Source organism: Pseudomonas delhiensis (genome assembly GCF_900187975.1).
GTDB lineage: Bacteria > Pseudomonadota > Gammaproteobacteria > Pseudomonadales > Pseudomonadaceae > Pseudomonas > Pseudomonas delhiensis.
The window spans coordinates 89,671-112,570 of the sequence record NZ_FZPC01000017.1; the positions used below are offsets into that span (position 1 = coordinate 89,671).

20 protein-coding genes are annotated in these 22,900 nt (G+C 68.7%); 6 read left to right on the plus strand and 14 right to left on the minus strand.

The annotated features are described in order from the left end of the window. The first annotated feature begins 31 nt into the window (after positions 1-31). From CHC02_RS16475 to CHC02_RS16485, 3 genes are all read left to right on the plus strand, one after another. Positions 32-355: a hypothetical protein gene (locus CHC02_RS16475; protein WP_089392538.1), complete on the plus strand. Its 324-nt coding sequence runs from the start codon at positions 32-34 to the stop codon at positions 353-355. A gap of 156 nt (positions 356-511) precedes the next feature. Next, complete coding sequence (locus CHC02_RS16480; protein WP_089392539.1) at positions 512-2,692, plus strand: putative bifunctional diguanylate cyclase/phosphodiesterase; 2,181 nt, start codon at positions 512-514, stop codon at positions 2,690-2,692. Further along, complete coding sequence (locus CHC02_RS16485; RefSeq protein WP_089392540.1) at positions 2,689-4,257, plus strand: methyl-accepting chemotaxis protein; 1,569 nt, start codon at positions 2,689-2,691, stop codon at positions 4,255-4,257. Before CHC02_RS16480 ends, CHC02_RS16485 begins: the two co-directional genes overlap by 4 nt. Positions 4,258-4,620: 363 nt before the next feature. Here the strand turns inward: CHC02_RS16485 and CHC02_RS16490 are convergent, their stop codons facing one another. Continuing rightward, on the minus strand, positions 4,621-5,580 hold the full coding sequence (locus tag CHC02_RS16490) for an NAD-dependent epimerase/dehydratase family protein (RefSeq protein WP_089392541.1): 960 nt from the start codon (positions 5,578-5,580) through the stop codon (positions 4,621-4,623). 188 nt (positions 5,581-5,768) lie between these two features. Here CHC02_RS16490 and CHC02_RS16495 point away from each other — a divergent pair, with 188 nt between their 5' ends. Continuing rightward, a complete protein-coding gene (locus tag CHC02_RS16495; protein ID WP_089392597.1) occupies positions 5,769-7,151 on the plus strand; it encodes a M16 family metallopeptidase in 1,383 nt (460 codons plus the stop codon). Positions 7,152-7,154: 3 nt separating this feature from the next. On the opposite strand, the gene CHC02_RS16500 is transcribed toward CHC02_RS16495, so the two are convergent. The 8 genes from CHC02_RS16500 to CHC02_RS16535 all read right to left on the minus strand — a co-directional run bounded on the left by CHC02_RS16500 (position 7,155) and on the right by CHC02_RS16535 (position 14,513). Then, complete coding sequence (locus tag CHC02_RS16500) at positions 7,155-7,706, minus strand: GNAT family N-acetyltransferase (RefSeq protein WP_089392542.1); 552 nt, start codon at positions 7,704-7,706, stop codon at positions 7,155-7,157. A 123-nt stretch (positions 7,707-7,829) separates the two neighbouring features. Beyond that, a complete protein-coding gene (gene tcuC, locus CHC02_RS16505; protein ID WP_089392543.1) occupies positions 7,830-9,122 on the minus strand; it encodes an MFS transporter in 1,293 nt (430 codons plus the stop codon). Between the two features lie 222 nt (positions 9,123-9,344). After that, positions 9,345-10,016: a serine protease gene (locus tag CHC02_RS16510; RefSeq protein WP_089392544.1), complete on the minus strand. Its 672-nt coding sequence runs from the start codon at positions 10,014-10,016 to the stop codon at positions 9,345-9,347. 188 nt (positions 10,017-10,204) lie between these two features. Continuing rightward, positions 10,205-11,434, minus strand: coding sequence for a nucleoside recognition domain-containing protein (locus CHC02_RS16515; protein ID WP_089392545.1), 1,230 nt, complete (start codon positions 11,432-11,434; stop codon positions 10,205-10,207). A 150-nt stretch (positions 11,435-11,584) separates the two neighbouring features. Then, positions 11,585-12,919, minus strand: a complete 1,335-nt coding sequence (gltP, locus tag CHC02_RS16520; RefSeq protein WP_089392546.1) for a glutamate/aspartate:proton symporter GltP — start codon at positions 12,917-12,919, stop codon at positions 11,585-11,587. 680 nt (positions 12,920-13,599) lie between these two features. Next, the gene (locus CHC02_RS16525; RefSeq protein ID WP_089392547.1) at positions 13,600-14,070 is read right to left on the minus strand and encodes an inhibitor of vertebrate lysozyme family protein; all 471 of its coding nucleotides are present in this window, start codon (positions 14,068-14,070) and stop codon (positions 13,600-13,602) included. After that, on the minus strand, positions 14,063-14,224 hold the full coding sequence (locus CHC02_RS16530; RefSeq protein ID WP_009614390.1) for a DUF1328 domain-containing protein: 162 nt from the start codon (positions 14,222-14,224) through the stop codon (positions 14,063-14,065). Before CHC02_RS16530 ends, CHC02_RS16525 begins: the two co-directional genes overlap by 8 nt. 40 nt (positions 14,225-14,264) lie before the next feature. Beyond that, entirely contained in the window at positions 14,265-14,513 is a 249-nt protein-coding gene (locus CHC02_RS16535) for a hypothetical protein (protein ID WP_089392548.1), read from the minus strand. A gap of 343 nt (positions 14,514-14,856) precedes the next feature. Here CHC02_RS16535 and algB point away from each other — a divergent pair, with 343 nt between their 5' ends. Beyond that, a complete protein-coding gene (gene algB, locus CHC02_RS16540; protein ID WP_089392549.1) occupies positions 14,857-16,203 on the plus strand; it encodes a sigma-54-dependent response regulator transcription factor AlgB in 1,347 nt (448 codons plus the stop codon). Next, positions 16,200-17,987 (plus strand): ATP-binding protein, encoded by a 1,788-nt coding sequence (locus CHC02_RS16545; RefSeq protein WP_089392550.1) that lies wholly within the window; start codon positions 16,200-16,202, stop codon positions 17,985-17,987. The genes algB and CHC02_RS16545 overlap by 4 nt, the downstream gene beginning before the upstream one ends. On the opposite strand, the gene CHC02_RS16550 is transcribed toward CHC02_RS16545, so the two are convergent. From CHC02_RS16550 to atpD, 5 genes are all read right to left on the minus strand, one after another. Beyond that, positions 17,966-18,781, minus strand: a complete 816-nt coding sequence (locus tag CHC02_RS16550) for an N-acetylmuramoyl-L-alanine amidase (RefSeq protein ID WP_089392551.1) — start codon at positions 18,779-18,781, stop codon at positions 17,966-17,968. The genes CHC02_RS16545 and CHC02_RS16550 overlap by 22 nt on opposite strands. 13 nt (positions 18,782-18,794) lie before the next feature. After that, a complete protein-coding gene (locus CHC02_RS16555) occupies positions 18,795-19,388 on the minus strand; it encodes a MarC family protein (RefSeq protein ID WP_089392552.1) in 594 nt (197 codons plus the stop codon). A 149-nt stretch (positions 19,389-19,537) separates the two neighbouring features. After that, on the minus strand, positions 19,538-20,905 hold the full coding sequence (glmU, locus tag CHC02_RS16560) for a bifunctional UDP-N-acetylglucosamine diphosphorylase/glucosamine-1-phosphate N-acetyltransferase GlmU (RefSeq protein ID WP_089392553.1): 1,368 nt from the start codon (positions 20,903-20,905) through the stop codon (positions 19,538-19,540). 137 nt (positions 20,906-21,042) lie between these two features. Continuing rightward, a complete protein-coding gene (locus CHC02_RS16565) occupies positions 21,043-21,468 on the minus strand; it encodes a F0F1 ATP synthase subunit epsilon (protein WP_089392554.1) in 426 nt (141 codons plus the stop codon). A gap of 40 nt (positions 21,469-21,508) precedes the next feature. Then, positions 21,509-22,885 (minus strand): F0F1 ATP synthase subunit beta, encoded by a 1,377-nt coding sequence (gene atpD, locus CHC02_RS16570; RefSeq protein ID WP_009614399.1) that lies wholly within the window; start codon positions 22,883-22,885, stop codon positions 21,509-21,511. Positions 22,886-22,900 lie beyond the last annotated feature (15 nt).

The window sequence follows — 22,900 nt, forward strand, 5'->3', positions numbered from 1 at the left end:
GTGGCCCTTTGCCACCCACGAGCATGACGCCATGACCCTTAGCCGGCTGCCGGCCCAGTTATTGGTGACTTCCCAGGACGAGGACGTGGCGCGCCAGGTGCGCGCCCTGCTCGCCGTCTACCAGGTACCCTGCGCGGTGCTCGCCGGCCCCGGCGATTGCGAGCAGGCCCCGCTGTGCCGTTGGTTCAAGGACGCCGCGCTGAGCGACACCGCGCGCCTGCACGCCCTGCTGGCCGACGCCGTCGGCGTGCTCGAGCGCAGCCGCCACGCCTTCCGCTCGCGCGAGCTGGGGCAACTGCGCCGGCGCCTGGAGGCCGCGCTGCGGGAGTTGTCCGGCTCCCCGCCTATGGTGTAAAAACTGCCGACCAGTGTTCCGCCAAGCAGGCGGAAACCGGCTTTGCCGGGCAGGACGCCAAGGGCCTGCAAGACAAAGCGCCGTGTCTGTCGCCGAATCCATCGTGCGACGGGCGCGGCGCTTTTTTCATGCCCGCAGAAAAACAAGGAGGCAAGCATGGGCCTGGGACCGAAGCTCGACCACATGCTCGACCGCATAGGCCTGTCACCGGCGGAGATCGACCAGCGCCTGCGCTACCTGCACTGGCAGGCGGCCGACGAGCGGTGCCTGCGGCAGGCCGCCGGCGACCGGGGCGACAGCCACCTGCGCTTCATCGAACGGCTCTACGAGCACCTCGGCCAGTTCCCGCCGCTGGCGGCCATCCTCGCCGACCCGGCCACCCTGCAACGCCTCAAGCGCAGCCAGGCGCAGTACTACGAGCAGCTCTGGGAAGCCCCGCAGGACGCCGGCTACGTGCGCGACCGCCTGCGCATCGGCCTGGTCCACCAGCAGGTCGGGGTGGAGCTGAAGTGGTACCTGGGCGCCTACCGCCTGTACCTGCAGCACATGCTCGACGAGCTGCTCGGCGCCCTGCCGGGCACACAGGTCTTCGCCAGCCTGCTCAAGCGGGTGTTCCTCGACATGTCGCTGGCCATCGACACCTACGGCGCCGCCCAGCGCCAGGCCCTGGAGGAAAGCGAGGCGCGCTTCGCCCGGGCCCTGCGCGGGGCCAACGACGGCATCTGGGACTGGGACCTGGCCAACGACCGGCTGTACGTCTCCGAGCGCTGGACACGCATGCTGGGCCTGAGCCGCGACAGCCTCGGCGAGGGCAGCGCCAGCTGGTTCGCCCGCGTCCACCCCGACGACCTGCCTGGCCTGCGCCAGGCCATCGACGCCCACCTGCGCGGCAGCGCCGCCCTGCTCAACCACGAGTACCGCATCCGCCAGCGCGACGGCGGCTACCTCTGGGTGCTGGCCCGCGGGGTGATCACCGACGGGCGCATGGCCGGCTCGCAGACCGACATCAGCCAGCGCAAGGCCAGCGAGCACCAGCTCAGCCATGCCGCCCGCCACGACCCGCTGACCGGCCTGGCCAACCGCCTGCGCCTGGACGAACTGCTGCAGCAGGCCCTGCAGCGCCAGGGCCGCCCCGGCGCGCGCGAGGCCGGGCTGCTGTTCATCGACCTGGACCGCTTCAAGCTGATCAACGACAGCCTCGGCCATGGCGTCGGCGACCGCGTGCTGGTGGAAGTGGCCCAGCGCCTGCTGCGCTGCCTGCGCCCCGGCGACCACCTGGCGCGCTTCGGCGGCGACGAGTTCGTGGTGCTGCTGGACGACATGGCCAGCCTCGCCGACGCCGAGCAGGTCGCCCAGCGCATGCTCGACTGCCTGCACCAGCCGCTGCACCTGGACGGCCGCACCCTGGTGGTCAGCGCCAGCATCGGCATCACCGGGCTGATCGCCGAGGGCCAGGCGATCGACACCCTGCAGGCCGCCGACCTCGCCCTGTACCGCGCCAAGGAGGCCGGCAAGGCGCAGTACGCGCGCTTCTCCAGCGAGCTGCAGGCCGCCGCGCAGCGCCGCCTGGAACTGGAGAGCGCGCTGGGCCAGGCGCTGGAGCGCGGCGAATTCAGCCTGCACTACCAGCCGATCCTGCGCATCGACGTCGAGCCGCCGCGGCGCGTCGCCGTGGAAGTGCTGCTGCGCTGGCAGCGCGACGGCCAGCCGGTCTCGCCGCTGCAGTTCATCCCGGCGCTGGAAGAGTCCGGCGAGATCGTCCGCGTCGGCGACTGGGTGCTGCGCGAGGCCTGCCGCCAGACCCTCGCCTGGCAGCGCGAAGGCCAGGGCTGGCTGTACTGCTCGGTGAACCTGTCCATCCGCCAGCTGCAGCAGCCGGGCTTCGCCGAGCGGGTGCGGCAGATCCTCGCCGAGACCGGCCTGGCGCCGCAGAGCCTGGTGCTGGAGATCACCGAGAGCCTGATGATGCAGGACGGCGCCGATACCCTCGCCTGCCTGCGCGAGCTGGCCGCCCACGGCGTGCGCCTGGCGCTGGACGACTTCGGCACCGGCTACTCGTCCCTGGGCTACCTCAAGCGCTTCCCGCTGGACCTGCTGAAGGTCGACCGCAGCTTCATCGGCAAGGTCCCCGGCGACCCCGAGCTGAGCGCCATCTGCCGCGCCATCGTCGGCCTGGGCCGCAGCCTCGGCCTGGAAGTGGTGGCCGAAGGCGTCGAACACCCCGAGCACCTGGAGTTCCTGCGCAAGGAGGGCTGCCGCTTCGCCCAGGGCTTCCTGTTCAGCCCGCCGCTGCCACCCCACGCCCTGTACCCGGGGCCCATGGAGACCCACCGATGAAGCTCAACCTGCCGGTCAGCGGGCGCCAGGTCGAGGTACCGGCCAGCGCCAACATCCTCTCCACCACCGACCTCAAGGGCGCTGTCAGCCACGTCAACCCGGACTTCCTGGCCATCAGCGGCTTCACCGCCGAGGAGCTGCTGGGGCACAACCACAACCGCGTGCGCCACCCGGACATGCCGCCGGCCGCCTTCGCCCACCTGTGGCGGACGCTGCAGGCCGGGCGCAGCTGGATGGGCCTGGTGAAGAACCGCTGCAAGAACGGCGACCACTACTGGGTGAGCGCCTTCGTCACGCCGATCCGCCACGACGGCAAGGTGGTGGAGTACCAGTCGGTGCGCACCCGCGCCAGTGCCGCCGAGACCGCCGCCGCCGAGCGCCTGTACGCCCGCATGCGCGGTGGCTGGCTGCCGCGCCGGCCACGCCTGGGCCTGCTGCCGCGGCTGCTCGCCGGCCTGGGCCTGGCGCAGGCCGCGGGCGCGCTGCTGGCCTACCTGGCGCCCGCCGCGGCGCCCCTGGGCTTCGGCCTCGCCCTGCTGCTGGCCGGCGCCTGGCTGGCGCACCAGCTGCAGCCGCTGCGGCCCCTGCTGGCGCGGGCCCGGCGCATCGCCGACAATCCGCTGAGCCAGCGCCTGTACAGCGGCCGGGCCGACGAATTCGGCGAACTGGACTTCGCCCTGCGCATGCTGGAGGCCGAGACCGGCGCGGTGGTCGGGCGCATGGCCGAAGCCTCGCGCCAGCTCGCCGAACACGCCGGGCAACTGGCCGGCACCGTGGCCGACAGCAACGCCGGCACGCGCCGCCAGCAGCAGGAGACCGACCAGGTGGCCAGCGCCATGCAGCAACTGGCGCAAAGCGTCCAGGAAGTGGCGCGCCACGCCCAGAACAGCGCGGTGGCGGCGCAGTGCAGCGAACGGGTGACCCAGGCCGGCCAGGGCGAGGTACAGGCCACCCGCGGCCAGCTCGCCGCCCTGGAGGACGCGGTGCGCCGGGCCAGCGAGGCGGTGGAGCAGCTGCACGGGCACAGCGAGGGCATCTCGCGGATGCTGCAGGTGATCCAGGAAGTCGCCGGGCAGACCAACCTGCTGGCGCTCAACGCCGCCATCGAGGCGGCCCGCGCCGGCGAGGCCGGCCGCGGCTTCGCGGTGGTCGCCGACGAAGTGCGCGCCCTGGCCTCGCGCACCGCCGACTCGGCGCTGGACATCCACGCCCTGGTGGCCGACCTGCAGCGCGGCGCCGGCGCCTCGGTACAGGCCCTGCGCCACAGCTGCGAGCAGGCCCACGCCAGCCTCGGCCAGGCCGGCCGCGCCGCCGGCGCGCTGGAAGAGATCGCCGGGCAGGTCTCGGCGATCCAGCGCATGAGCCTGGAGATCGCCGGGGCCATCGAGGAACAGGGTTGCGCCAGCGAGGAGATCGAACGCAGCCTGCTGGCCATCCGCGAATCCGCCGACGGCAACGCCGCCAGCGCCAGCCACAGCCAGGCCAGTGCCACCCGGGTGGCGGAACTGGCCGCCGGGCTGCGGCTGCTGGCGGGGCATTTCTGGGAGGGGCGGCGCAATGCTTGAATGAGGGCGCTGCTCTTCGTAGGAGCGAGCTTGCTCGCGAATGGTGTTTCCTGGGAGCTGCAGGTGTTGGGGTTCAGAGCACCCTCTCCCTAACCCTCTGACTAGGCGTCCCCCCCATGAAGGGAGAGGGGACCGTTCGGCGCGCGTGGGTATTCCTGAGTCAGCCGGCCAGCACCGAAATTGCCGGCTGAAGCCAGGCCTTTTCTCGGCACGGCCAAGCCCCCTCTCCCTTCAGGGAGAGGGCTGGGGAGAGGGAACGGAGCCAAACCAAAACACCGAAGTCACAACTGAGCGCTGTTCGCGAGCAAGAGCTAGGCGCCCCCCTCGCTCCTACGAAAAGCAGGTCCAGTACAATCTTGCCCCCTACCCCGCCCCCAACCCCCGCGCCGCGACGAAGGCCAGGAACGCCTCGCGGCTGGAATAGCGCGGCTGGTAGCCGAACTCCCGCTTCAGCCGGGCGTTGTCCAGCACCGGCCGGTAGCGCATGAAGTCCACCTGCTCCGGGCCGAAGGGCGCCAGCCCCACTGGCCGCAGCAGCGCCAGCGCACTGCGCAGCAGCGGCGCCGGCAGGGCGCGGTAGGGCTTGCGCAGCAGTCCGGCGATCTCGCGCAGGCTCAGCGCGCCGTCGCCGGCCAGGTTGTAGATGCCCTCGCTGCCGCGCTCCAGGCCCTGGCGGATGATGTTCACCACGTCCTGGTCCCAGATGAACACGAAGCGGCTGCAGCGCCCACTTATCCCCAGCACCGAGCGCCCCATGAACAGGTCGGTGACCGGATTGTGCACACCCCGGCCGAGGATGGTGCCGGGGCGCAGGACCAGTTGGCGCAGCTGTGGACAACTCTGCCGCAGGCCGGCCAGCAGTTGCTCGATCTCGTGCTTGTGGCGGGCGTAGGGGAACTGCGACTGGCCGCGCAGGGGGTGGTTCTCGTCGATCAGCTCGGCGTTGTCCGGATGGAAGCCGTAGGCCGCGGCGGAACTGGCCACCACCAGTTGGCGCACGTCGTGCTCCACCGCCGCCTCGAACAACGCGCGGCTGCCGCCGACCTCGATGGTGTGCAGGCGGGTGGCGGACATCTGCGGCGGCGGGTTGACCACCGAGGCCAGGTGCACGATGGCCTGCGGGCGCCACTGCCGCACGCAGTCGCGCACCTGCCGGGGGTGGCCGATGTCCAGTTGCACCGGCTCGACGTTCGGCCGCAGGCGCTGCGCAGGCAGGCTGCGCACGTCGGCGGCGACCAGCGTCCAGTCGCGGTGCTGGATCGCCAGTTCGTTGAGCAGGTTCTGGCCGATGTGGCCGGCCGCGCCGGTGATCAGGACGCGCATGCGTACGGCCTCCGCGGTGGGCGATGAGGGGCCATGCCAGCGAAAGGCCAGCAGCGGCCCCGGGTGCCATGCCTGATGATAGACCCGGCCAGGGCAGGTCGCAGCCCGTCGCCACGGGTGCCGCCCATGGGTAGGTGGATCGGCGGCAATCCGCTATTCTCCTGGCTTTGCTTTTCCAGGCCTGGCCCATGCGTTGGTTGTTCCTCCCCCTCCTCTTCCTGCTCGGCGGCGGCTGGTCGTTCGCCGATTCGCGCTCGACGGTGGAGGGCTACCAGCTGCAGAACGGCATGGGGGTGCTGTTCAAGCCGACCAGCCAGCGCGGCTCGGTGTCCATCCGCCTGGTGGTGGGCGTCGGCTTCTCCGATTTCAGCTGCCATGACCGGCAACTGCCGCACCTGCTGGAGCACCTGTTCTTCAGCGGCCTGGACGGCGGCGACGAGGCCGACCTGGAGGCGCGCATGCAGGCCCTGGGCGGCCAGTGGAACGCCTACACCAGCGAGGGCGACACCACTTTCGTCATCGAGGCGCCGGCGGCCACCCAGCGCCAGGTGCTCGACCTGCTGCTGGAAGTGCTCACCCGCACGCAGCTGGACCAGGCCCGGGTGGAAGCCACCAAGCAGGTGCTGATCCGCGAGGACGGCGGCCACTACTCGCACCTGCAGCGCTTCCTCGACCACCAGAACATCAGCCGCCCGGGCCAGGAGCAGCTCGCCGTGGAACTCGGCCTGGCCTGCGCCGAGCGCCCGCAGGTGGCGCACCTGACCCAGGCCCAGCTGGAGAAGCTGCGCAGCGACTGGTACGTGCCGGGCAACATGACGCTGATCGTGGTCGGCGACCTCGACCCGCGCCTGCCCGCCTACCTCAGCCGCACCTTCGGCAGCCTGCCCGACCGGGCCACGCCGGAACGCCGCGAACTGCCGGAAATGCAGGGCCCGGCGGCGCGCCAGCGGACGCTGAACACCGGCTTGTTCGGCGAGGGCGCGGTGGTGCACTGGATCTTCCCCGAGCCGGCCGACGCCGACGGCGCCGCCCTGGATCTGCTGCAGGCCTACCTGAGCGACGCCCTCTATGCCGACCTGCGGGTGCGCCGCGAGCTGTCCTACGGGCCCTGGAGCGAGCGCACGTCCTACGCCAACCAGGGCTTCCTCAGCCTCAACGCGGACATCGCCCGGGAGGACCAGGAGGCCACCCTGAAGGCCCTGAAGGAGGTGGTGGAGAACATCCGCCAGCACGGCCTGGACGCCCAGCGCTTCGCCCGCATCCAGCGCGTGCAGCGGGCGCAGCTGGCCTGGAGCACGCCGAGCAACGCCAGCCTCGCCGACTATTACTGGGGCGCGCTGGGCGACTACGACGGCAGCCAGTTCCCCAACGAAGACCGGCGCCTGGCCAAGGTCAGCCTGAAGCTGGCCAGCGACACGGCGCGCCAGCTGTTCAAGGACGACGGCTACCTGCGCATCGAGAAACCACTGCTCGACGACGACATGGCCTACCCGCTGGGGGGCGGCGCGGTGCTGCTGGTGCTGCTGCCGCCGGCGGCGCTGTTGCTCTGGCGCCGCCGGCGCAGCGGCTGAGCCTTACAGCGCCAGGCGGCGGATCACCCGGGTGGCGTCGTCCGGGTCGCGCTGGGCGCGGAAGCCCAGTTCCACGGCGAGGTCGCGCATGTCGCGGTCGATGGCCTGGTCGATGCTGTACATCTGGACGAAGCCGTTGCGCCGCGCCACGTCGATCAGGTGGCGCATCAGCGCCTTGCCCAGGCCCCGGCGCTTCCAGTCGTCGGCGGTGGTCAGGGCGCATTCGCACTGGTTGTCGTCCACCTTGGCATAGCGGCTGATGCCGACTTCGCGCAGTTCGCCGTCGTCATGCACCAGGGCGACGAAAGCCATGTTGTCCTGGTAGTCCACGTCCATCAGGCTGTCGAGCAGGGCGTCGCTGATCTTCACTTCGCCGTGGAAACGCAGCTTGCGGGTCATCGGCGACAGGCGTTCGAGGAAGGTGCGCTCCAGTTCGCGGTCTTCGGCGCGCAGCGGGCGGATCAGCACGTGGCTGCCGTCGTCGAGGGTCTCGATCCAGTGGTCATGGCCTACGGCGGCGAGCGCCGCGGCTTGCTGGTGCAGGGGGGTGGGCATGGCGTTGTCTCCAGGGGAGAAGAAGGAAATGTCATTGACCTATCCTTCTCCGCCCGCCCCCGGCCACCCTTGATCGAGGTCAAGGCCGGCCGGGGTTGGCCAGTGGCAAACCGCCGCAGGCCTTCAGGCGCCGGCCAGCGCCTCGCCGGCAGGGGCCGCGCGGCCGCGGCGGCGGAACAGCACCAGGGTGGCGACCAGGCCCAGCAGCGCCGCGCCGCTCAGCCACAGGCCGGGGGCGGCCTTGTTGTCCAGGGCGTGGATCAGCCAGGTGCAGGCCGCCGGGGTGAAGCCGCCGAAGGTGGCGGTGGCCAGGCTGTAGGCCAGGGAGAAGCCGGTGGTGCGCACGTCCGCCGGCATCACCTCGGTCAGTGCCACCACCATGGCGCCGTTGTAGCTGCCGTAGATGAACGACAGCCACAGTTCCACCGTCAGCAGGCGGGCGAAGCTGGGCTCGGCCACCAGCCAGGACAGCGTCGGGTAGGCGGTCAGCAGCGCCAGCACGGTGGCGGCGACGAGCAGCGGGCGGCGGCCGACACGGTCGGACAGCGCGCCCATCACCGGCAGCCAGAAGAAGTTCGACAGGCCGATGCACATGGTCACCAGCAGGGCGTCGAAGTCCGACAGGTGCAGCTCGTTGCGGCCGAAGGTCGGGGTGTAGGCGGTGATCAGGTAGAAGGACACGGTGGTCATCACCACCATGGCGGTGCCGGCCAGCACCAGGCCGAAGTTCTGCCCGATGGAGCGCAGCACCTCGCCCAGGCGCGGGTGGTGCTTGCGCTGCTGGAAGGCTTCGGTCTCCTCCAGGGAGCGGCGGATGACGAACAGCGCCGGGACTATCATGCAGCCGACGAAGAAGGGCACGCGCCAGCCCCACTCGCCCATCTGCCCGGGGCTCAGCCAGTGGTTGAGGATCACCCCCAGCAGCCCGGCGAAGACCACCGCCACCTGCTGGCTGGCCGACTGCCAGCTGACGAAGAAGCCGCGCTTGCCGGGCGTGGCGATCTCCGCCAGGTACACCGACACGCCGCCCAGCTCGACCCCGGCGGAAAAGCCCTGCAGCAGGCGGCCGACCAGCACCAGCGCCGGCGCCAGGGCGCCCAGGGTGGAATAGCCGGGGACGAAGGCGATCAGCAGGGTGCCCATGGCCATCAGCGCCAGGGTGATGATCAGGCCCTGGCGGCGGCCGTGGCGGTCGATGTAGGCGCCGAGGAAGATCGCCCCCAGCGGGCGCATCAGGAAGCCGGCGCCGAAGGTGGCCAGCGACAGCATCAGCGAGGCGAAGGGGTCGTCGCCGGGGAAGAAGGTCTTGGCGATGGCGGTGGCGTAGAAGCCATACACCATGAAGTCGTACATCTCGAGGAAGTTGCCGCTGACCACGCGGAACACGGCCTTGGCCTTGGAATTCTTGGAAGCCATGGGAACACCATTTCAAACGATCACGGGGCCTTCCCGGGGCGCGAGGAGGCAGGCAGCGGCCGGGAAGATATTTGTAACCCTATGTGTAAAAGTTGCCCGAGATCAAATGGAAAATGGCTGAAAGGCCCGAATTTCAAGGGTTTGAAAGGCTAGTGAAAGCTTCGCGACAGCTCGTCGGAAAAATCCCAGAAGATAGACAGACATGGCAGGCATCCCCCCTGGCTAGGGATTGCTCGCCTGCAACCGACGCCCCGCCGCCGCCTCCCGTTCCCGCGCCAGCCTGGCCTGGAACAGCTGCCATTCGCGCTCGATCACCGCGTAGGGCACGAACACGCTGACGCGCCTGGCGCCCTTGAGCCCCGGGTGCTGCATGCGACCCCGGCCGCTGGCCTGGTAGCCGATGTTCATGCCCAGCACGCTGCCGTCGGCCCCCACCAGCGGCCCGCCGGACATGCCCTGGGCCAGTGCCGCGTCATGGATGCCGTACAGCTCCTGGTTGGGCTCCCTGAGGTTGCGGTAGGGCACCGGCCACACCCGCCCGCGGGAACTCACCGGCACCAGCAGGCTGCTGCTGCCCAGCGCCGTCACCGCCTCGCCGTTGCGCGGCGCGCGCCAGTGGGGCAGCGGCCCGGACGCCTTGCGGCGGATGAATACCAGGTCGCAGCGGGTGCTGCAGGAATAGGCAAGGCCCGACAGGTAGGGCACGTGGGCCGCGGTCACCGCGTAGTCGGCATTCCACTGCACCGCCGAAGCCACCATCAGGCCCGGCGCCGGCAGGCCGGAGACGACCGTGAAATAGTTCGAATTGAGCTGGCCATCGGCCTCCGGCTTCACCCAGCCGTTGCAGCCGGCCAGCAGGGCGCACAGCGCAATACAGCTAACTTTCCCTCTCATTGCGATTTTCCTTAATTTTGTTTGAGGAAAATCTAAATTCGATCAATGGAAAGTTCTTATGGAAAATTAGCCGTACTTGTTCGAGAAAAACCCTAATTAAAAATTAAATTCCCTAATTGTTTCTGAAAGATTTTTCAGAAGAATAAGGATATTCAAATATTTTCCGGTTTTATTAATTGCATGGCCGCTCAGCCGAAGAACCAGTAGCACACCCCGATCGACGCCAGCACCCCGGCCAGGTCCGCCAGCAGGGCGCAGCCCACGGCATGGCGGGCGCGCTGGATACCCACCGAGCCGAAGTACACCGCCAGCACGTAGAAGGTGGTCTCGGTGCTGCCCTGCACGGTGGCCGCCAGGCGCGCGGCGAAGCTGTCCACGCCCTGGCTCTGCATGGTCTCCAGCAGCATGGCGCGCGCCGCGCTGCCGGAGAACGGCTTGACCAGCGCGGTGGGCAGGGCGTCGACGAAACGGGTGTCCCAGCCCAGCTGCAGCACCGACCAGCGGATGCCGTCCAGCACCAGCTCCAGGGCCCCGGAGGCCCGCAGCACGCCGACGGCGCAAAGCATCGCCACCAGGTAGGGCAGCAGGTTCTTCGCCACGTCGAAGCCTTCCTTGGCGCCTTCGACGAAGGTTTCGTAGACGGGCACCTTCTTCAGCCAGCCGAGCACCAGGAACAGCACGATCAGGCCGAACAGCGTGAGGTTGCCCAATAGCGAGGAGAGCTGCGCCAGCGCGGTGGCGGAAAGCCCGGCGAGCAGCGCCATGAAGGCGCCCAGGCCGAGCGCGCCGGGGACCAGGTAGGCGAGCACCACCGGGTCCCACAGGCGCAGGCGCTGCACCAGCGCCACCGAGAGCAGGCCGACCAGGGTCGAGGCGCTGGTGGCCAGGAGAATCGGCAGGAACACCAGGGTGGGGTCGGCGGCGCCCTGCTGCGCGCGGTACATGAAGATGGTCACCGGCAGCAGCGTCAGCGACGAGGCGTTGAGCACCAGGAAGAGGATCTGCGCGTTGCTCGCCGTGGTGCTGCTGGGGTTGAGTTCCTGCAGCGCCTTCATCGCCTTGAGGCCGATGGGGGTGGCGGCGTTGTCCAGGCCCAGGCCGTTGGCGGCGAAGTTCAGGGTGATCAGGCCGATCGCCGGGTGGCCGGCCGGCACCTCGGGCATCAGCCGGCGGAACAGCGGCCCCAGCAGCCACGCCAGGCGCTCCACCAGGCCGGCCTTCTCGGCGATGCGCAGGAAGCCCAGCCAGAGCGTCAGGGTGCCGAACAGCAGGACCATGACCTCCACCGACAGCTTGGCCATGGCGAACAGGCTCTCGACCATGGCGGCGAACACCCCGGCATCGCCGCCGAGCAGCCAGCGCGACAGCGCGGTGAGCGCCGCGACCAGGAAAAAGCCGAGCCAGAGGCCGTTGAGCATGAGTATCCCCCCAAGGACGTTGGCCGCGATGATAGCGGCGCGGGCGCCCGCTGTAACGGCGGATAACCGCGAACGGTTATTCGCCCTACGTCGGAGGTGGGCTGGGTGTAGGGCGAATAACGCGAAGCGTTATCCGCCGTCCAGCCTGGATCAATGCGCGGCGCTTTGCCGGGCGTCGCTCAGCAGCTCCTCGCCACGGCCCTGTTCCACCGCCTGCCAGTAGAGCGCGCCCTGCTTGCCGTCGTAGATGCCTTCCCACCTGGAGATCACCAGCACCGCCAGGGCGTTGCCGATGACGTTCAGCGCGGTGCGCGCCATGTCCATGATGCGGTCGACGCCGGCGATGAAGGCCAGGCCTTCCAGGGGGATGCCGACGCTGCCCAGGGTGGCCAGCAGGACCACGAAGGACACGCCCGGCACACCGGCGATGCCCTTGGAGGTGACCATCAGCGTCAGCACCAGCATCAGTTGCTGGCCGATGGACAGGTCGATGCCGTAGAGCTGGGCGATGAAGATCGCGGCGATGCTCTGGTAGAGGGTCGAGCCGTCGAGGTTGAAGGAGTAGCCGGTGGGCACCACGAAGCTGCTAACCGCCTTGGGCGCGCCGTAGGCTTCCATCTTCTCGATGATGCGCGGCAGCACGGTCTCGGAGCTGGCGGTGGAATAGGCCAGCACCAGTTCGTCCTTGAAGATGCGCATCAGCCTGATGATCGAGAAGCCGAACAGCCGCGCCACCAGGCCCAGCACCATGAAGGCGAAGAAGGCGATGGCGAAGTACACCAGCAGCACCAGCTTGGCCAGCGGCAGCAGCGAGGCGAAGCCGAAGCTGGCCACGGTCACGGCGATCAGCGCGAACACGCCGACCGGCGCGTACAGCATGATCATGTGGGTGACGCGGAACATGGCCTCGGCCACGCCCTGGAACATCTTCACCAGCGGCTCGCGGGTGGGCGCCGGCAACGAGGACAGGCCCAGGCCGAACATCACCGAGAAGAAGATGATCGGCAGCATCTCGCCGCGGGCCATGGCGGCGAAGATGTTCGACGGGATCAGGTTGAGGAGGGTCTCGATGAAGGCGTGGTGGTGTTCCACTTCCTTGGCGGTCTGCGCGTACCTGGAGATGTCCACCGTGCCCAGGGTGCTCATGTCGATGCCGGCGCCGGGCTGGAACAGGTTGGCCAGCACCAGGCCGACGACGATGGCCACCGTGGTGATGATCTCGAAGTAGACGATGGTCTTCAGGCCGATGCGCCCGAGCTTCTTGGCGTCGCCCATGCCGGCGATGCCGACGATCAGCGAGGAGATGACGATCGGTACCACGATCATCTTGATCAGGCGGATGAAGATGTCGCCCGCCGGCTGCAGGATGTTGCTGATCCACCAGGCCTTCTCCGCGCTGAAGTGGTTCAGCACGGCACCCATGGCGATGCCCAGTACCAGACCGATGACGATCTGCCAGGCGAGGCTGAGCTTGGCTTTGCCCATAGTGTGTTCACCCTTGGTTCTTGTGGAAGTCGGGGTCCGCCCACCGCCGGGTTGGCCGGGGCGGCGAAAAAAGGGCGCATGATTCCCACGCCCCTCCTGCGCGTCTAATGCCGGAAACGGCTACCCCATGCGCAATCGGCATGACAAAAGGCAAATGGAACGGGTGTTCCAGGCCCCTGGGCCATTGCTTTTTTGCATGGGATAGAGGCTGAAAGCCGTGATGGCCGCTTTTTTCGAACCCCTCGGGTGGAAAGCGAGGCTCGGGGAGGCATTCGCTTTCCCTGCCGCGGGTGCGCTGCCGTGACGCAGGCGCGGGGGCCTGTAGTTCGCGATGGATGGTCGTCCGGGGAACGGCGCGGCAGGGGCATTTTACGGGAGGGTGGGGGTGGGTCGGGGTTGATCGATATCAGGGAAGTTGGAGGTGCTTGGCCGGGGTTCTCGGGCTTGGCTCAAGAGCAGAACACCCTCTCCCTAACCCTCTCCCTTCAGGGCGGGACGCGCAGCCGAGGGCTGGGGAGAGGGGCTCTTCAAGCTCCACAGAAGCCATCGAAGCTCCCCCTCCCAACCTCACACCTGACCTGGCCCTCGTCGGAGGTACCCCCTGTACCCCTGGGTCGCTGCGGGCTCACCACTCCCCCCAGCATCCCGGCCCCCTGGTCATGCGCCACGCGGACGCGGGTTCAGTACCAGTTCGGATCGGCCTTGAGCTGCTCGTCGAGCAGCTGCTGCAAGCCGGCGTCCGGCTCGCCCAGCCAGCGGAAGCTGGCGTGGCGGCTGGGCGACTTGTCCGGCGGCAGGTTGGCCGGCACCTGCACGTAGAGCGCGTAGGCGTCCTTCTTGTCCCAGCTGAAGGCCACGTAGAGGCGGTTGGCCGCGCAGTCGTGGGCCTTGCACAGTTCGCCCACCAGGTATTTGTCGCCGTCCTCCTCCTCTACCTGCATGGGGGTGGCGGTGCCGTCCAGGTTCATCACCCAGTCGGGCAGCCGTTCTTCCTTCTTCACCAGGTCCTGCCAGGTCTCGCGGTACTGCGGGTCGCTGTCCAGCAGCTCGTTGAGGCGGTAGATGGCGTCGTTGTCGGCCGCCCACCCCTGCCCGGCTGCCAGCAGCGGCAGCGCGAGCAGGAGCCGACGCAGCGGGCGCGGCTCAGCCACGGCGCCGCCCGACGAAGAAGGAAATGACGAAGAGCACCAGGAACAGCACGAAGAGAATCTTGGCGATACTGGTCGCGGCGCCGGCGATGCCACCGAAGCCGAGGACCCCGGCGATGATGGCGATGATCAGGAAAGTCAGAGCCCAGCTCAGCATGGAATGTCTCCTCTTTATGGCGAAAGGCGGTGCTGGCGCCTCAGAACACCCAGCTCGCACGCGAGGTCTGGCGGACCAGCGTGGCGCTGGCGGCCTCTTCCGTGATGGCCATTCGTTCGTCCTGCAGCCTGGACGGCTGCCTGAGGAAAGCGCTGGACACAGGTTCCTGCACCGGCACGGCGGAAGGCTGCGGAGCGACCGGATACCAACGGTCCAGCAGTACGACCACGGCGACGGCCAGCAACAGCAGCCGTCCCAGCGAATCCCCCTTGGCTCCATCAGCGTTCATCGTCGTGCTCCTCCCGAAGGACTGGTGATCGGCCGGTGCGGGTGCACCGGGCCTCCCGCCGGATGTCTCGCATGCCCCGTGCCAGGTCGAGGGTCGGAGGTAATTCCTTGAAAAACAGACAGTTGTAGAAAACGAATGGCAACGGGCAGCGCGCATCCTGCACGACGGGCCCGTTCCGGCCATGCGTTTTGCACGGAAAACGGCAGTTCGCCGCCCCTCCCACCCGCTTTCCTTCGCTCAGGTCCTACATTCTTGAGAGAGGCATCTAATTTTCATTGCAACTTGCAAGAAATTTCCTGGACTAAAAGACGCATAAGGAATTTCCCACTACGAGGCATCGCGAATGGACCCCACTCCGGAGACGCTTGGCCGAATACTGCTGGTCGACGACGAACCCGCCATCCTGCGCACCTTCCGCTATTGCCTGGAGGACCAGGGCTACAGCGTGGCCACCGCGGCCAGCGCCGCCCAGGCCGAAGCCCTGCTGCAACGCCAGGTCTTCGACCTGTGCTTCCTCGACCTGCGCCTGGGCGAGGACAACGGCCTCGACCTGCTCGCCCAGATGCGCCTGCAGGCGCCCTGGATGCGTGTGGTGATCGTCACCGCGCATTCCGCCGTGGATACCGCGGTGGACGCCATGCAGGCCGGCGCCGCCGACTACCTGGTCAAGCCCTGCAGCCCCGAGCAGCTGCGCCTGGCCGCGGCCAAGCAACTGGAGGTACGCCAGCTCACCGCGCGCCTGGAAGCCCTCGAAGGCGCCCAGGCCAGCCAGGCCGAGCAACTGGAGTCCCACAGCCCGGCGATGACCGCGGTACTGGAGACCGCGCGCCAGGTGGCCGCCACCGACGCCAACATCCTCATCCTCGGCGAATCCGGCTCCGGCAAGGGCGAGCTGGCGCGCGCCATCCACGGCTGGAGCAAGCGCGCGAGGAAGGCCTGCGTGACCATCAACTGCCCCTCGCTCAACGCCGAGCTGATGGAAAGCGAGCTGTTCGGCCACAACCGCGGGGCCTTCACCGGCGCCAGCGAGAGCACCCAGGGGCGGATCAGCCAGGCCGACGGCGGCACCCTGTTCCTCGACGAGATCGGCGACTTCCCCCTGCCCCTGCAGGCCAAGCTGCTGCGCTTCATCCAGGACAAGGAATACGAGCGCGTCGGCGACCCGGTGACGCGCCGCGCCGACGTGCGCATCCTCGCCGCCACCAACCGCGACCTGGCCGGCATGGTGGCCCAGGGGGCGTTCCGCGAGGACCTGCTCTACCGCCTCAACGTCATCGTCCTCAACCTGCCGCCGCTGCGCGAACGCGCCGAGGACATCCAGGGCCTGGCCGAGCGCTTCCTCGCCCGCTTCGTCAAGGACTACGGGCGCCCGGCCCGTGGCTTCAGCCCGGCCTCGGCCGAGCTGCTGCGGCAGTACCCCTGGCCGGGCAACGTGCGCGAGCTGCGCAACGTGATCGAGCGGGCCAGCATCATCTGCAACCAGGAACTGGTGGAGCCCGGGCACCTGGGGCTCGGCGAGCAGGCCGGCGCCGCCGTGCCGCGGGTCGGCGAGGCGCTGAGCCTGGAGGCGCTGGAGAAGGCCCACATCGCCTCGGTGATGGCCAGCGCCCCGACCCTCGACCAGGCGGCGAAGATCCTCGGCATCGACGCCTCCACCCTGTACCGCAAGCGCAAGCAGTACAACCTGTGAAACGCGCGCTGACGCTGCGCTCGCGGATGTTCCTGAGCATCTCGGCGCTGATCACCCTGGCCCTGATCGGCCTGCTGCTGGGGGTGTTCAGCGTGATGCTGATGGGCCGCGAGCAGGAGCGGCTGATCTCGCACAACTTCGCCACCATCGCCAGCAGCCAGCAGTTGCGCCAGTCCCTGGACGACCAGTTGGCCCAGTTGCTCAGCGACAGCCCCGACGCGCAGCGCCTGGTGCTGCTGCGCGGGCAGTTCGACCGCTACCTCGCCGAAGGCCGGGCGAACGCCGCCAACGGGGTGGAACGCACCCTCTACGAGCGCATCGACCAGGCCAACCAGGAGTTCCAGGGGCAGGTCAGTTCCTCCGGCAGCAGCCGCTGGAGCCTGGTGGTGGAAAGCGACTTCAGCCGCTCCTTCACCGCCCTGCACCAGTACCTGCTGGCGCTGCACAGCCATGCCATCCAGACCATCAGCGACGCGGAGCGCAGCTCGCGCCTGCACGCCTGGCTGATCGCCAGCCTGCTGGGGCTGGTGGGGGTGGCCATCCTGGTCATCGGCTTCGTCACCGCCCACGGCATCGCCCGCCGTTTCGGCGCCCCCATCGAGGCCCTGGCGCAGGCTGCCGACCGCATCGGCAAGGGTGACTTCGAGGTCAGCCTGCCGGTCTCGCGGGAGGCCGAGATGGCCTCGCTGAGCCGGCGTTTCGGCCTCATGGCCCAGGCCCTGGCCGAGTACAAGGCGACCAACATCGAGGCGGTACTGGCCGGGCAGAAGCGCCTGCAGGCGGTGCTCGACAGCATCGACGACGGCCTGGTGATCCTCGACCGGCGCAGCCGCATCGAGCACGCCAACCCGGTGGCCAGCCGCCAGCTGTTCTCCCGGAGCGACCCCCACGGCCAACTGCTCGGCGAGCTGATCGACAACCAGGAGCTGCTGCAGGCCACCGGCCTGGTGCTGCAGGGCGAGTCGATGGGCGACACGCCCCGGGACCTGCAGGTCGAGATCAGCGGCGAGAACCGCCTGCTGGCCTGGACCCTGGCCCCGGTCGCCCACGACGACGGGCGCAACATGGGCGCGGTGCTGGTGCTGCGCGACGTCACCGAGTTGCGCGCCTTCGAGCGGGTACGCAGCGAATTCGTCCTGCGCGCTTCCCACGAGCTGCGCACCCCGGTCACCGGCCTGCACATGGCCTTCGCCCTGCTGCGCGAACGCCTGGCGCTGGCCGAGGGCAGCCGCGAACGCGAGCTGGCCGATACCGTGGACGAGGAAATGCAGCGCCTGGTGCGGCTGATCGACGACCTGCTGAACTTCTCCCGCTACCAGGACGGCCAGCAGAAGCTCGACCGCCGCCCCTGCGCGGTCGGCGAACTGCTGGAGCAGGCGCGCCAGCGCTTTCTCGCCCGCGCCCAGGCCCACGACATCGGCCTGGGGATAGTGATGGAGGACGAGCTGCCGGTGCTGGATGTCGACCGGTTGCGCCTGGAGCGGGTACTGGACAACCTGATCGGCAACGCCCTGCGCCATACCCCGCGGGGCGGCAGCGTGCAGTTGCTCGCCCAGCGCCAGGGCCAACGGGTGATGCTGGCGGTGGAGGACTCCGGCGAGGGCATCGCCTACAGCCAGCAGGCGCGCATCTTCGAGCCCTTCGTGCAGGTCGGCCGGCGCGCCGGCGGCGCCGGCCTCGGCCTGGCCCTGTGCAAGGAGATCGTGCAGCTGCACGGCGGGCGCATCGGCGTGCGCTCGCAGCCCGGCCAGGGCACGCGCATCTACATGCTGCTGCCGGTCTGAGCGGCCGGCGCGGCCATGGAGGTGGGCACCGCCAGCAGCAGCGCGGCGGTCTCCAGGTCCGGCTCGCCGTCGAAGCGCGCCGGCCGGTAGCGCATCTGGAAGGCGGCGATGACGTTGCGCGTCGCCTCGTCCAGCTGGCCGTCGAGCGGCACCGCGTAGCCATGCCGCGCCAGTTGCTGCTGGAACCAGCCGGGCGCTGGCAGTTGGCCGTTCAGCTCGGCCAGGCGGCGCGCCAGGTCGCCCGGCTGCGGCCAGGGGATCAGGCCGGCGTCGGCCAGGCGCTTCCAGGGGAAGGCCGGGCCCGGGTCGACCTTGCGCTGGGGGGCGATGTCGCTGTGCCCGAGGATGTGCTCGGCGGTGATGCCCTGGCGCTTGACGATGTCTTTCAGCAGCAGGATGAGCGCGTCGATCTGCCCCTGTGGATAAGGTACCCAGGTGCGGCCGTTGGGGCCGTCGACGTAGCCGGGGTTGACCAGCTCGATGCCGATCGAGGTGGAGTTCAGCCAGGTGCGGCCCTGCCACTCGCTCTGCCCGGCGTGCCAGGCGCGGCGGTTCTCGTCCACCAGCTGGTAGATGGTCGGCGGGTCGGCGCCGATCAGGTAGTGGGCGCTGACCTCGCCGCGGGTGAGCAGCTGCAGCGAGCGCGGCAGGTCCGCCGAGGTGTAGTGGATGATGATGTACTGGACACGGCTGTCCTGGTTGCGCGAGGGGTGCTCGCGGTCGATCTCCAGGCCGCCCCGGCCGGCGCAGGCGGCCAGCAGCAGGGTGGCGAACATCAGGCACAGGTGGCGCATGGTGGCTCCACGGTCATCCGACGATGTGCAGCACGCTGCGCAGGTTCTGCAGCAGCATGTTGACGCTGAGCATGATCAGCAGCATGCCGGCCAGGCGCTCCACGGCGGTGAGCCCGCGCGGGCCGAGGAAGCGCTGCAGGAACGAGGCCTGCAGCAGGATCAGCGCGGTGGCGGCCCAGGCCAGGATCACCGCCAGGTACAGCTCCCATAGCGGACCAGTGTAGGTGGTGCGCAGGGTGATCAGCATGGCCAGCGCCGAAGGGCCCGCCACCGCCGGGGTGGCCAGGGGCACCAGCAGCGGCTCGCTGTCGGGCATGTCGCCGAGCACGCCCTGGGGCGTGGGGAAGATCAGGCGCATGGCGACCACGAAGAGGATGATGCCGCCGGCGATGCCGGTGGCTTCCTTCGACAGCCCCAGGCCGGTGAGGATGTGCTCGCCCAGGGTGAGGAACAGCAGCAGCAGGCCGAGGGCGAACAGCAGCTCGCGCAGCGCCACCTTGAGCCGGCGTTCGGCCGGTACCGACTTGAGGGCGGCGAGGAACACCGCGATGTTGCCGAAGGGGTCGGTGATCAGGAAGATCAGGATGGCGACGCCGAGCATGTGGATAACTCCAGGGGCAGGAACCGGCGCCCGGGCGCCGGGTGAAAAGCCGTCCCTGTGGATCGTTCCGCCGGGGACGCTGCGGCCGCGGGCGCCTGTGCATAACTTCGCGGCAGGCGTCCGTGCGCTGTGGACGAAGGCTTATCCACAGGCCGTCAGGACTTCTTGATCTTCTCCGGACGCTTCCAGCCCTCGATCACCCGCTGCTTGGCGCGGCCGACCGCGAGGGTCTGCGCCGGGACCTCGGCGGTGATGGTGGAACCCGCGCCGGTCGTGGCGCCGGCACCGATATCCACAGGCGCCACCAGGGAGTTGTTGGAGCCGATGAAGACGTCTTCGCCGATCACCGTGCGCCACTTGTTGGCGCCGTCGTAGTTGCAGGTGATGGTGCCGGCGCCGATGTTGGTGCGCGCGCCGACCTCGCTGTCGCCCAGGTAGGTCAGGTGGCCGACCTTCACGCCTTCGTGCAGGTGGGCGTTCTTCAGCTCGACGAAGTTACCCACATGCACCTGGCTCTCCAGCACGCTGCCGGGGCGCAGGCGGGCGAACGGGCCGACGTCGCTGCCGGGGCCCACGTCGGCGCCTTCCAGGTGGCTGTTGGCCTTGATGATGGCGCCGCGGCGCAGGACGCTGTTGCGGATGGTGCAGTTCGGGCCGATCTGCACGTCGTCCTCGATGTCCACGCGGCCTTCCAGCACCACGTTGACGTCGATGAGCACGTCGCGGCCGACGTTGACCTCGCCGCGCACGTCGAAGCGCGCCGGGTCCAGCAGTGTCACGCCCTGGGCCATCAGGCGGCGGGCGATGCGCAGCTGGTAGTAGCGCTCCAGCTCGGCCAGCTGCAGGCGGTCGTTGGCGCCCTGCACTTCCATGGCCGCCTGGGGTTGCGCGGTGGCCACGCGCAGGCCGTCGGCCACCGCCATGGCGATGACGTCGGTGAGGTAGTACTCGCCCTGGGCGTTGGCGTTGGACAGCCGGCCCAGCCAGCCCTCCAGGCGCTGGCGCGGTACGCAGAGGATGCCGGTGTTGCCCTCGCGGATGGCGCGCTGCTCGAGGCTTGCGTCCTTCTGCTCGACGATGGCCTTCACCTCGCCGTCCTGGCCGCGGATGATCCGGCCATAGCCGGTGGGGTCGTTCAGCTCCACGGTGAGCAGCGCCAACTGCTCGGCGCTGGCCTGCTGCAGCAGGCGCTCGAGGGTCGGCCGCTCGATCAGCGGCACGTCGCCGTAGAGGATCAGCACGCGCTCGGCGCTCAGGTAGGGCGCGGCCTGGGCCACGGCGTGGCCGGTGCCCAGCTGTTGTTCCTGGACCACGAAATTCAGGTCATCGGCCTGCAGGCGCTCGCGCACCCGTTCGGCGCCGTGGCCGATCACCACGTGGATACGCTTGGGCGCCAGGCCCCGCGCGGTATCGATCACGTGGGCCAGCATGGGTTTGCCGGCGACCGGATGGAGGACTTTCGGCAGGGCCGAACGCATGCGCGTGCCCTGGCCGGCGGCGAGGATGACGATTTCGAGGGACATGAAGTTGGACCGTCCTGGTAACGCTGGATGTAGAAAAAGAAAAAGGGTAGCCAAGGCTACCCTTTTCCCCTAGGCCGCTAAAGCCTCGGCCCCGGATTCGTCGCCGATCCCGAGGGCCGCGGCCGTTGCGAGCCGGCTCAGCCGCCGAACTTCTTGCGAACCTGCTGGACCGTGCGCAGTTGCGCTGCGGCTTCGGCCAGGCGGGCTGCGGCGGAGCTGTAGTCGAACTCGGCACCTTTGGCGTGCAGAGCCTTCTCAGCTTCCTTCAGCGCGGTCTGAGCGGCCGCTTCGTCGAGGTCGCCCGCACGGATCACGGTGTCGGCCAGGACCTTCACCATGTTCGGCTGTACTTCGAGGAAGCCGCCGGAGATGTAGTACACCTCCTGCTCGCCACCCTGCTTGACCACGCGGATCGGACCCGGCTTGAGCTCGGTGATCAGCGGCGCATGGCCCGGGGCGATACCCAGATCGCCGAGGGAGCCGTGCGCGACGACCAGCTCGACCAGACCGGAGAAGATCTCCGCTTCGGCGCTGACGATGTCGCAGTGGACAGTAATAGCCATACCCTTGCCTCACGTAAGCGCCCGTTGCCGGGCGCACGGATTACAGCTTCTTCGCTTTCTCGATGGCTTCTTCGATGCCGCCGACCATGTAGAACGCCTGCTCCGGCAGGTGGTCGTAGTCGCCGTTGAGGATGCCTTTGAAGCCAGCGATGGTGTCCTTCAGGGAAACGTACTTGCCCGGGGAACCGGTGAAGACTTCCGCCACGAAGAACGGCTGGGACAGGAAGCGCTGGATCTTACGAGCACGGGCCACCAGCAGCTTGTCGGACTCGGACAGTTCGTCCATGCCGAGGATCGCGATGATGTCCTTCAGCTCCTTGTAGCGCTGCAGGATGTACTGCACGCCACGAGCGGTGTCGTAGTGATCCTGGCCGATGACCAGCGGGTCCAGCTGACGGGAGGTGGAGTCCAGCGGGTCCACGGCCGGGTAGATACCCAGCGAGGCGATGTCACGGGACAGTACCACGGTGGCGTCGAGGTGGGCGAAGGTGGTCGCCGGGCTCGGGTCGGTCAGGTCGTCCGCGGGAACGTAGACGGCCTGGATCGAGGTGATCGAGCCTTGCTTGGTGGAGGTGATGCGCTCTTGCAGCACGCCCATCTCTTCGGCCAGGGTCGGCTGGTAACCCACTGCGGACGGCATACGGCCCAGCAGTGCGGATACTTCGGTACCGGCGAGGGTGTAACGGTAGATGTTGTCGATGAACAGCAGTACGTCACGGCCTTCGTCACGGAACTTCTCGGCCATGGTCAGGCCGGTCAGCGCCACGCGCAGACGGTTGCCCGGCGGCTCGTTCATCTGGCCGTAGACCAGGGCTACCTTGTCGAGAACGTTGGAGTCCTTCATCTCGTGGTAGAAGTCGTTGCCCTCACGGGTACGCTCGCCCACGCCGGCGAACACGGAGTAACCGCTGTGCTCGATGGCGATGTTGCGGATCAGCTCCATCATGTTCACGGTCTTGCCGACGCCGGCGCCACCGAACAGGCCTACCTTGCCGCCCTTGGCGAACGGGCAGACCAGGTCGATCACCTTGATGCCGGTTTCCAGCAGCTCGTTGCCGCCAGCCTGGTCAGCGTAGGAGGGAGCCTCGCGGTGGATGCCCCAGCGCTCTTCCTCGCCGATGGGGCCGGCTTCGTCGATCGGGTTGCCCAGCACGTCCATGATGCGGCCCAGGGTGGCCTTGCCGACCGGGACGGAGATGGCTGCGCCGGTGCTTTCCACGTTCAGGCCACGCTTGAGGCCTTCGGTGGAACCCATCGCAATGGAACGGACCACGCCGTCGCCCAGCTGCTGCTGGACTTCCAGAGTGGTGTCGACGCCCTGAACCTTCAGGGCCTCGTAGATGCTCGGCACGGCATCGCGCGGGAATTCCACGTCGATCACGGCGCCGATGATTTGAACGATACGTCCGCTACTCATGTCTGGTTCCTCTGA

Coding starts and splice junctions, on each gene's coding strand:
- CHC02_RS16475 (WP_089392538.1), top strand. CDS start 32: ATGACCCTTAGCCGGCTGCCGGCCCAGTTATTGGTGACTTCCCAGGAC.
- CHC02_RS16480 (WP_089392539.1), top strand. CDS start 512: ATGGGCCTGGGACCGAAGCTCGACCACATGCTCGACCGCATAGGCCTG.
- CHC02_RS16485 (WP_089392540.1), top strand. CDS start 2,689: ATGAAGCTCAACCTGCCGGTCAGCGGGCGCCAGGTCGAGGTACCGGCC.
- CHC02_RS16490 (WP_089392541.1), bottom strand. CDS start 5,580: ATGCGCGTCCTGATCACCGGCGCGGCCGGCCACATCGGCCAGAACCTG.
- CHC02_RS16495 (WP_089392597.1), top strand. CDS start 5,769: ATGCGTTGGTTGTTCCTCCCCCTCCTCTTCCTGCTCGGCGGCGGCTGG.
- CHC02_RS16500 (WP_089392542.1), bottom strand. CDS start 7,706: ATGCCCACCCCCCTGCACCAGCAAGCCGCGGCGCTCGCCGCCGTAGGC.
- tcuC (WP_089392543.1), bottom strand. CDS start 9,122: ATGGCTTCCAAGAATTCCAAGGCCAAGGCCGTGTTCCGCGTGGTCAGC.
- CHC02_RS16510 (WP_089392544.1), bottom strand. CDS start 10,016: ATGAGAGGGAAAGTTAGCTGTATTGCGCTGTGCGCCCTGCTGGCCGGC.
- CHC02_RS16515 (WP_089392545.1), bottom strand. CDS start 11,434: ATGCTCAACGGCCTCTGGCTCGGCTTTTTCCTGGTCGCGGCGCTCACC.
- gltP (WP_089392546.1), bottom strand. CDS start 12,919: ATGGGCAAAGCCAAGCTCAGCCTCGCCTGGCAGATCGTCATCGGTCTG.
- CHC02_RS16530 (WP_009614390.1), bottom strand. CDS start 14,224: ATGCTGAGCTGGGCTCTGACTTTCCTGATCATCGCCATCATCGCCGGG.
- CHC02_RS16535 (WP_089392548.1), bottom strand. CDS start 14,513: ATGAACGCTGATGGAGCCAAGGGGGATTCGCTGGGACGGCTGCTGTTG.
- algB (WP_089392549.1), top strand. CDS start 14,857: ATGGACCCCACTCCGGAGACGCTTGGCCGAATACTGCTGGTCGACGAC.
- CHC02_RS16550 (WP_089392551.1), bottom strand. CDS start 18,781: ATGCGCCACCTGTGCCTGATGTTCGCCACCCTGCTGCTGGCCGCCTGC.
- glmU (WP_089392553.1), bottom strand. CDS start 20,905: ATGTCCCTCGAAATCGTCATCCTCGCCGCCGGCCAGGGCACGCGCATG.
- CHC02_RS16565 (WP_089392554.1), bottom strand. CDS start 21,468: ATGGCTATTACTGTCCACTGCGACATCGTCAGCGCCGAAGCGGAGATC.
- atpD (WP_009614399.1), bottom strand. CDS start 22,885: ATGAGTAGCGGACGTATCGTTCAAATCATCGGCGCCGTGATCGACGTG.